This window comes from Tamlana crocina, assembly GCF_012037625.1.
The window spans coordinates 1-8,002 of sequence record NZ_JAAVJS010000035.1; the positions used below are offsets into that span (position 1 = coordinate 1).

At 40.1% G+C, this 8,002-nt stretch carries 2 protein-coding genes and 1 pseudogene; all 3 read right to left on the reverse strand.

The features are described 5' to 3' along the window. Window positions 1-1,681, reverse strand: a pseudogene (locus tag HC176_RS15335) (hypothetical protein); the annotation flags it as partial. Between the two features lie 123 nt (window positions 1,682-1,804). Continuing rightward, a complete protein-coding gene (locus HC176_RS15340) occupies window positions 1,805-7,696 on the reverse strand; it encodes a LamG domain-containing protein (RefSeq protein WP_167919844.1) in 5,892 nt (1,963 codons plus the stop codon). 169 nt (window positions 7,697-7,865) lie between these two features. Continuing rightward, on the reverse strand, window positions 7,866-8,000 hold the full coding sequence (locus tag HC176_RS20380; RefSeq protein ID WP_209309731.1) for a T9SS type A sorting domain-containing protein: 135 nt from the start codon (window positions 7,998-8,000) through the stop codon (window positions 7,866-7,868). Window positions 8,001-8,002 lie beyond the last annotated feature (2 nt).

The following is an 8,002-nucleotide window of genomic DNA, read 5'->3' on the forward strand; positions in this document are numbered from 1 at the left end:
CAAGGTCCAGGTCGCTGTCCAGGTAATCGTCAACTCCGTCGAAATCGATCGTCGCAGACGACGGCGGGTTCACATCGAAAAGGTCGCGGTAGTCCAAATCACCGCCAGTGAACAAATCGCCGTCGGCATCGGGTAAAACCGACAAATCTGTGGGGTTATCAATCTCATCATTTGGGTCATTTGGATCATAAGGGGTCGAGCCCTCAAAAAGAATATCCAAACCATCGTTATCGGTGTCTGAAAACACTATGATTTCATCTGCCATACCATTTTCTTCGATATCTAATAAACCATCATCATCGCTATCTAAATCCAGAAAATCGGGCATTAAATCCCAATCTGTAAAGACAACATCTATCCCACTACCATAAACAACATCTATTCCTGTAGAAGCTACAACTCCAGATGGCGCAATATAGCCTAAGGTTGTTTGCCCTTCAACGTTATCAGGAATACCGTCGTTATCACTATCAATATCTAAGTGATTGTATACCCCGTCGTTATCAAAATCTTCACCCGTAACTATAGTTAGAGAATTGGCGTTGAAATCTAAAAATTCGCATTGTGTGAACGACATGGCATACTGCCTTGTTGAAGAACCAGAATATGTTTTTATAGCTTGCATTCTCATGGTAAACGAATTCCCTATAAACTGATAATACGCTCTTAACCAGGATAATGTAGAAAACCCGTTTACCGTGGTATCTCCAGAAGTCATTTCAATGTTATTCGAACCTAAATCCGTAACGGTTAAATCTGAAGGGTTATCAATACCATAAGCCGCAGGATTATAATAAATAACCGACTCCAACAAACTTGAAGTACCGTCGCAATCCCAAGTAATACCATTCACCCTAAAAATATTTGTAGAAGGCGTGGCGGTACCTGAATCTACAATGGTAAATTTAAAAGTAGCTCCTGGAGTTCCCGTTCCGGAGAAAGTAAGTGTAGTTTGTAAATAGGGCACATTACCCGTAGTATCATCATCAATATTCGCAATGGTTGTATTGGTGAGTTCTGTAATTTCCATAAGAACATCATACCCTGTAATAGTGTTTCCAAACCTATACACGGCACCAACAGTCCCTTCTGCTCCTGTACTTACAGAACTATCATAGTATCCGTTTTCAAAATTTAAAGGTGGGAGTGTGCATTCAAATCTATTTTCCCCTAAGTTTTCAATGGCATCGGGTATGCCATCACCATCATCATCGTAATCCAAGTAATCTCCAACACCATCCTGATCTAAATCAGGAATGTTGTTACAGGTGGAATCTCCTCCCGACACATCGAAGTAAATGATTTGGCCAGAAGTTGTTGCTCCAGCCCCATTGTCGTTGACCACTTGCACACCATTCACCTCTACTTTTACGCTTCCGCCGTCCCAACCGTTGTTGGCGACATCGTATAATTTAACGTAGTAATTTGTACCATTAGGAACACACCCTAAATCGTACTTTACACTATACCGATCTGTAGAAGTAACTTGACTTGAAGTGTAACACTGCGAATCGTCGCAAAGGGTAAGTAATAAATCGTTAGCCGTATTATAAATTTCAACTTTATGTTCGTAAGACTGTTTAGGCCATTTAACCCTCACCTTTATCGGTGAATTTTGAGCATTACCTAAATTAAAAACAAGGCATACCACGAGTAGGTGAAAAAATAATTTTGTTTTCATAATAGATAGATTTGGGACGAACAAAATTAACTCATTGTCAGGTTTTTACATATTTTATTCGTTTAAAACTATAATATTTACTTTAAAATCAACGTAGTATAGACCAAGTACTATTTTTAACCGTTAATTAACCACTACCTTCTTGGTTATCAATTCATTATTTTCAGTTTTAATGCATACCACATAAGTGCCAGTAGCAACATTATCAAACCGAATACCTTGCGCTAATTCTGCAGGTGTAACGTCTTTTAATTCAAGAACATTTTGTCCGCGCATATTTATCAACGCGAAATGTTTTGCCGTACTGCTTAGTTTTTTCGCGTAAAACGTTCTGCTACTGTTTTGGTAATAAACAAAATTTCCTGAAACCGCAGCCTCTTCGGTACTCAAGGCCTGTTGCTCGTGTTGGAACACAATTTCAAATCGGCTGTTGAACACACCCGGTTCTGAGCTAAACTGGTAAGTTCCATCTTGAGAAAGGTCGAAATACTCACCGGTTAAATTATCTTTTATATAAATAGGCTGATCTTCTGGCATATTTATTTTTTCGGATATTTTTATTTCAAAACTGTTTTTACCAGACGATTTAAAATTAAGCGGAATAACCTTGTCTTCGGTAATAGGGCTATAGGCCTGCATGATCATATTTTTTCCATCAAGCGCCAAATTAAGGTCGTTATTGTTTGATTCTGTACATTTGGCATCATATCCAAAATCAAAATCGTCTTTGGTATAATTACTAAACCCAAGTAAAAGTTCTCTTCTGGTTTTTGGACCTGTTACTGAATTGAATTCCAAACGGATTTTCTGCATATCACTTTTCTCAATTTTTTCTTTTGAAGATTTACTTGCTTTGGTAGACTTCGAAAAGATAGACCCCTGATTGTAAGTCCCGTTGGCATCTACTTCTTTTATAAACACCCGCTGCCCATTATTGAACTCTATTTGGCCATCTGCAACGACTTCAACAACAAACCCCTGCCCTACAGCAATGTAACGGGTAGGCACAATGGCTCCGTATTTAGAATTATCTATACCACCTTCTATGCCAACAAATTGATAAGCCCTACAACCACCAAGCTTATTGACTTGAGCATAGCCGCCTTGGTACTCATTTAAATAATGTGAGTTTCCTGCCCATTGTTGCCACAAATGAATGGTTCCATCTATTACACCCGCGTTATCGTCAATAAACTGATGAAGATCTAAAGCCGAGGCATAAGGATTCCCTACTAAATATTCGGTTTTTGTTTTGTTGGGCACAGAACCGGCACCACCCTTATCTACAACATCAATAAAAACAGCACCATTATTGGGTTTACCTTCAAAGATATATTGTTGCTCGCTGCCCGGGCTACCTGTTCCTTTTTGTGTGTAACCCACTCCTGGGCTTAATGGCAAAGTGGGAGACACAGCTTTCCAATCCCAATAGGTCACACCATTTTTAAAAGTATATAACCAAGCCGTACTTATACTTCCATTGCCTGAATAATTAGAAGTAAACGACATATCGAAACCTGATTCGTTCTTAAGCATATTCAGTTTATAGGATGTGTTATTTGGGTTATTAATAGAGGCATTATCATCTGTAAGTGAGGTAGCGGCCATTGTACCAATTGGTGCAGACCAGTAATTGTACCAAAACGGACTTGCAGTACCCTCTTGCCTCCTAAGCAATTTACCTGTTGCCGATGTTACCAAGTTGCTATTTATGGTTTGGATAAGCTGCGAATCTTCCATTAAATCTAAAGTTCCGTTGAGCTCAAAATACCATTCGTTCTTTACCTGGCGTGTTCCGTTTACCGTTAAGGTTTTACCCGAATCAATAAAAAGCCCCATGGTATTGATATCGTAATCAATGGAAATGTTGTTTTTTATTTGAACAATTCCCCATTCATTATCATCTCCTAAATTTGAAATATTCCAAACATCGCCATGAAGCCAAGTAGAGCTTGATGTCCATGGTCCATCGGCGCTTGTTACATAAGGCAGCGGTGCTGTTTGTTCTTGAACTGAAGCACGATTATTTTTTGAATACCCGTTGATATTATTACTTGAAAAATCGGCAGCGGCATTGTTAGCCATCGGATAGTACCCTTTTAAGTTCGCCCAAAGCAAATTATTTGAAATATTAGAAGCTATTAATTTCCCACGAATCCCTGTTCCGCTTTGAACAATTTCCTGGTTCATCATTTGCCTTATCTGTTGTTTGCTAAGAGCCACATTCCAAATACGGACTTCATCTATATACCCATCAAAACAATACTTGGGTGTATTTGGTGTACTGCTATCATAACTAGCTCCTAATAAAAAACTGTAACTATTATTTGAAGGCGCTGAGGCACTTACACTTGTAGCCACCAACACGCCATCAACGTATAGAGACACCGTATTTCTTGTGTATGTTGCTGCTACGTGGTACCATTTATTATTCTCAATTTGGTTTGTCGAGGTAATAGTTAATACCGGTATGCCTGAATTATTATACCATATCAAACTAGGATACCCATTTTCCAATGTGAAATGATAGCCCCTAAACGCTCCCAATGTAACATCACCTTTCGACATAATTGTAGCTTTGGCACTTGTAGACTTTTGTAGCACCCAAGCTTCTAGGGAAAAACTACGAGATAAGTCGTGATTATCACCAAAATCAACATAATAGTCTGTTCCATTAAAATCAACAAAAGTATTCTCCACACATAGTGAAAACGTACCCGTATTACCCGGATAAGTATCTACAGAAACATAATAAGTTGCTCCTGGAATTAAATTAAAACCAGAAACTACCACATCATCATTGTTGGATGCATACCTTTTACTATCCACTTCAACCGTTCCGCCACCTTCCCACATGGCCACTTGGGATCTTCGTTGGGTTCCTTTGGTTCCATCAACATCAACGGTAATGCTAATTTGTCCTGTTTCTGGTGCCGTAAACTTAAACCAACGGTTATATTTTGGTCCATTATTGTTCCAACTGGAGCCTGCTACCTTGTCGGGTGTGGCTCCTGTGGTATCGTAAATAGCATCTTCCGAACAAGAGTTTATAAGGTTTGTGATGTCGATGGCGCCTTCGTAAAAATCATAGCTTATCCTATCTTTTACGCATAGGGTGAAAGACCCATCGTAACTGGAGTTATAAACATCAACCGAAACGTAATATACCTCACCGGGCGTTAATGATGTATAACCCAAAATAACATCATCAGTATTGGAAACATACCTATTACTACTCAGTTCGGTGAGTCCGTCGGTTTCCCAAAGCGCTATTTGGGTGGTTTTTTGGGTACCTTTTTCTGCGCCAACATCAATAGTTACTTCAATTTGCCCAGTGGCTGGTGCTGTAAACTTAAACCATCTATTGTTTTTTGGGCCATTATTGTTCCAATTAGAACCCTTATTTCGGTCTGGCGAGGCTCCCACAGTTGTAAATTCTGCATCTTCCGAACAACTGTTTATAATACTTGTAATATCTCTGGCACCTTCATAATAATCATAATTCAATTGGTCTTGGATGCATAAAGTAAAGGATCCGCTGTACCCCGAATGGTAAGCATCAACGGAAAAATAATAAATATCTCCCGGTGTTAGTCCATTGGCTCCCATTACCACATCTTCAGTATTGTAAGCATATCTTTTACTATTAATTTCTGTGATGCCATCGGAAGCCCATAAAGCCACTTGTGTCGTTTTTTGAGTACCTTTATCTCCTCCTATATCCACAGTAATACTAATCTCGCCGGTAGCAGGTGCCGTAAACTGAAACCAACGGTTAGTCTTCGGCCCATTGTTGTTCCAGTTAGACCCTTTGTCGCGGTCGGCCGATGCGCCTATGGTAGTGTATTCTTCGTTCTGTGAGCAATTATTGATAATGCTCGTAACATCTATGGCTCCTTCATAAAAATCGTAATCCAATTGGTCTTGCAGGCATAAGGTAAACGCACCACTGTACCCTGAATGATAAGCATCAACAGAAATATAATAAGTATCTCCTGGAGTTAACCCATTGGCTCCCATAACCACATCTTCGGTATTGTAAGCATATCTTTTAGTGGCAATCTCGGTAGTTCCATCAGCGGCCCATAGTGCCATTTGCGTCGTTTTTTGAGTGCCCTTACCGCCTCCTATATCTACGGTAACATTAATCTCGCCAGAAGCAGGTGCTGTAAACTTAAACCAACGGTTTGTTTTCGGGCCGTTGTTATTCCAATTAGAACCTTTGTTACGGTCTGCCGATGCACCTCTAGTCGTGTACTCCTGATTTTGCGAGCAACTATTAATAATACTCGTAACATCTATGGCGCCTTCATAAAAATCATAATCTACTTCGTCGTACAAACACAATGCAAAACTTCCTCGGTAACTAGAACTGGAATGGTTATCGACCGAAACATAATACCACTCTCCAACCGTTAAGCTACTGGATTGCACGTTTATGTTTCCTGTTGAACTGTAATAAGCCGAGCTCATAAGTTCTGTGCCGTTATCGTCCCAAAGTGCCATAAATGGGTAGCGCAGGCTTCCAGACGAACCGCCAATATGTATTTCGGCTTTCACCTCGGTTGAGGTAGCCTGGAATTTATACCATAAATTGTAATTAGGCCCATTATTCCATGTGCTTGCTTTAGTCTCATCTGCCGAAGCATTTATCGTGGTGTATTCAGCATCGGCCGAACACCAACTTGATGTATGCGGCAATTCAATGGCCTTGTCTTTAAAATCGTTGTTAACCTCGTCATCAACACAAAGCGTAAACGAGCCTCTGTAGTTTGAGTTAGAATGATTGTCAACCGATATATAATACCAATTGCCAACGGTTAAATTATCCGATTGCACATTTATCGTTCCTGTTGAACTATAATATCTCGAGCTGGCTATTTCTGCACCGCTGTCCTCCCAAAGGGCTAGAAAAGGATAACGCAGACTGCCAGAACTGCCCCCAATATTTATTTGAGCATTGACCTCGGTTGTCGTGGCTTGAAATTTGTACCAAACATTATAATTGGGGCCATTATTCCATGTACTTCCCTTAGCTTGATCTGCCGAAGCATTTATCGTGGTATATTCGGCATCGGCCGAGCACCAGTCTGAAGTATGTGGCAACTCAATGGCTTTATTTTTAAAATCGTTATTTACAGTATCGTCAACGCAAAGTGTAAAAGACCCCCTGTAATTTGAACTAGAATGATTATCAACCGATATATAATACCAATTTCCAATGGTTAAATTATCAGACTGAACGTTAATGGTACCGGTTGAACTGTAATACGTCGAACTTGTAATCTCCGTTCCGACAGCGTCCCAAAGTGCGAGAAAAGGGTAACGTAAACTTCCCGTAGACCCTCCTGTATTTATAGACGCATTAACTTCTGTTGTGGTCGCCTGAAATTTAAACCAAACGTTATAATTTGGGCCATTTCGCCAAGTTGAGCCTTTTACACCATCAGGGGTAGCATTTATTGTACTGAATTCACCATCTGCCGAACACCAATTTGAGGTGTGCGGTACCTCATGGGCTTTTTCCATATAATCAAAATCCACTTCATCCTCCACGCATAACGTAAAGGAACCTCGATAGCTAGTCGATGAATGATTGTCTACAGAAATATAATACCAGTTTCCAACGATTAAATTCTTGGACTGAACGTTGATACTTCCTCTTGAACTGTAATATGTCGTACTCGCTATTTCTGTGCCATTATCGTCCCAAAGTCCCAAATAAGGATAGCGTAAACTCCCTGATGAACCTCCGGTGCTAATCTCGGCATTTACCTGCGTTGTGGTAGCTTGGAATTTATACCAAACGTTATAATTTGGTCCATTTCGCCATGCTGAACCCTTGGTGCCATCGGGGGTGGCATTAATTGTAGTGAAAGGTGAATTGGACGAACACCAATTTGTAGTGTGCGGTATAACCTCTGCATTTACAAAATCGTCGTTGGCAGGTGTTTGGGCGAACGCATTGAAACCAATAAAACACAACACACTCAAAAAATGAGAGAAAACCTTCATAGTTAATTAAGTATTATAATAGCTTGGGGGGCATTATTAGCAACAAACGTAGAAAAAAAATCCACAAAATGCAAATTTCTTCGACAAAATACGTTTACTTGGATTTAAAAATGAATAAAAAAGCCCTGAAAAACTCAGGGCTCTTTTAGTATTGTAAAATTATAGGGATTTAATTCACCACTATCTTTTTGGTCAGCACGGCATTGCTCTCGGTCCTCAGGCATACCACATAGGTGCCCGTCGCCAAACTGTTCAACCGGATGCCCGTTTCCAGTTGGGCGTTCGATACGCCACTGAGGTCCAGCA

Excerpts from the sequence above, each read along its gene's own strand:
- HC176_RS15340 (WP_167919844.1), bottom strand. The coding sequence starts at position 7,696 with ATGAAGGTTTTCTCTCATTTTTTGAGTGTGTTGTGTTTTATTGGTTTC.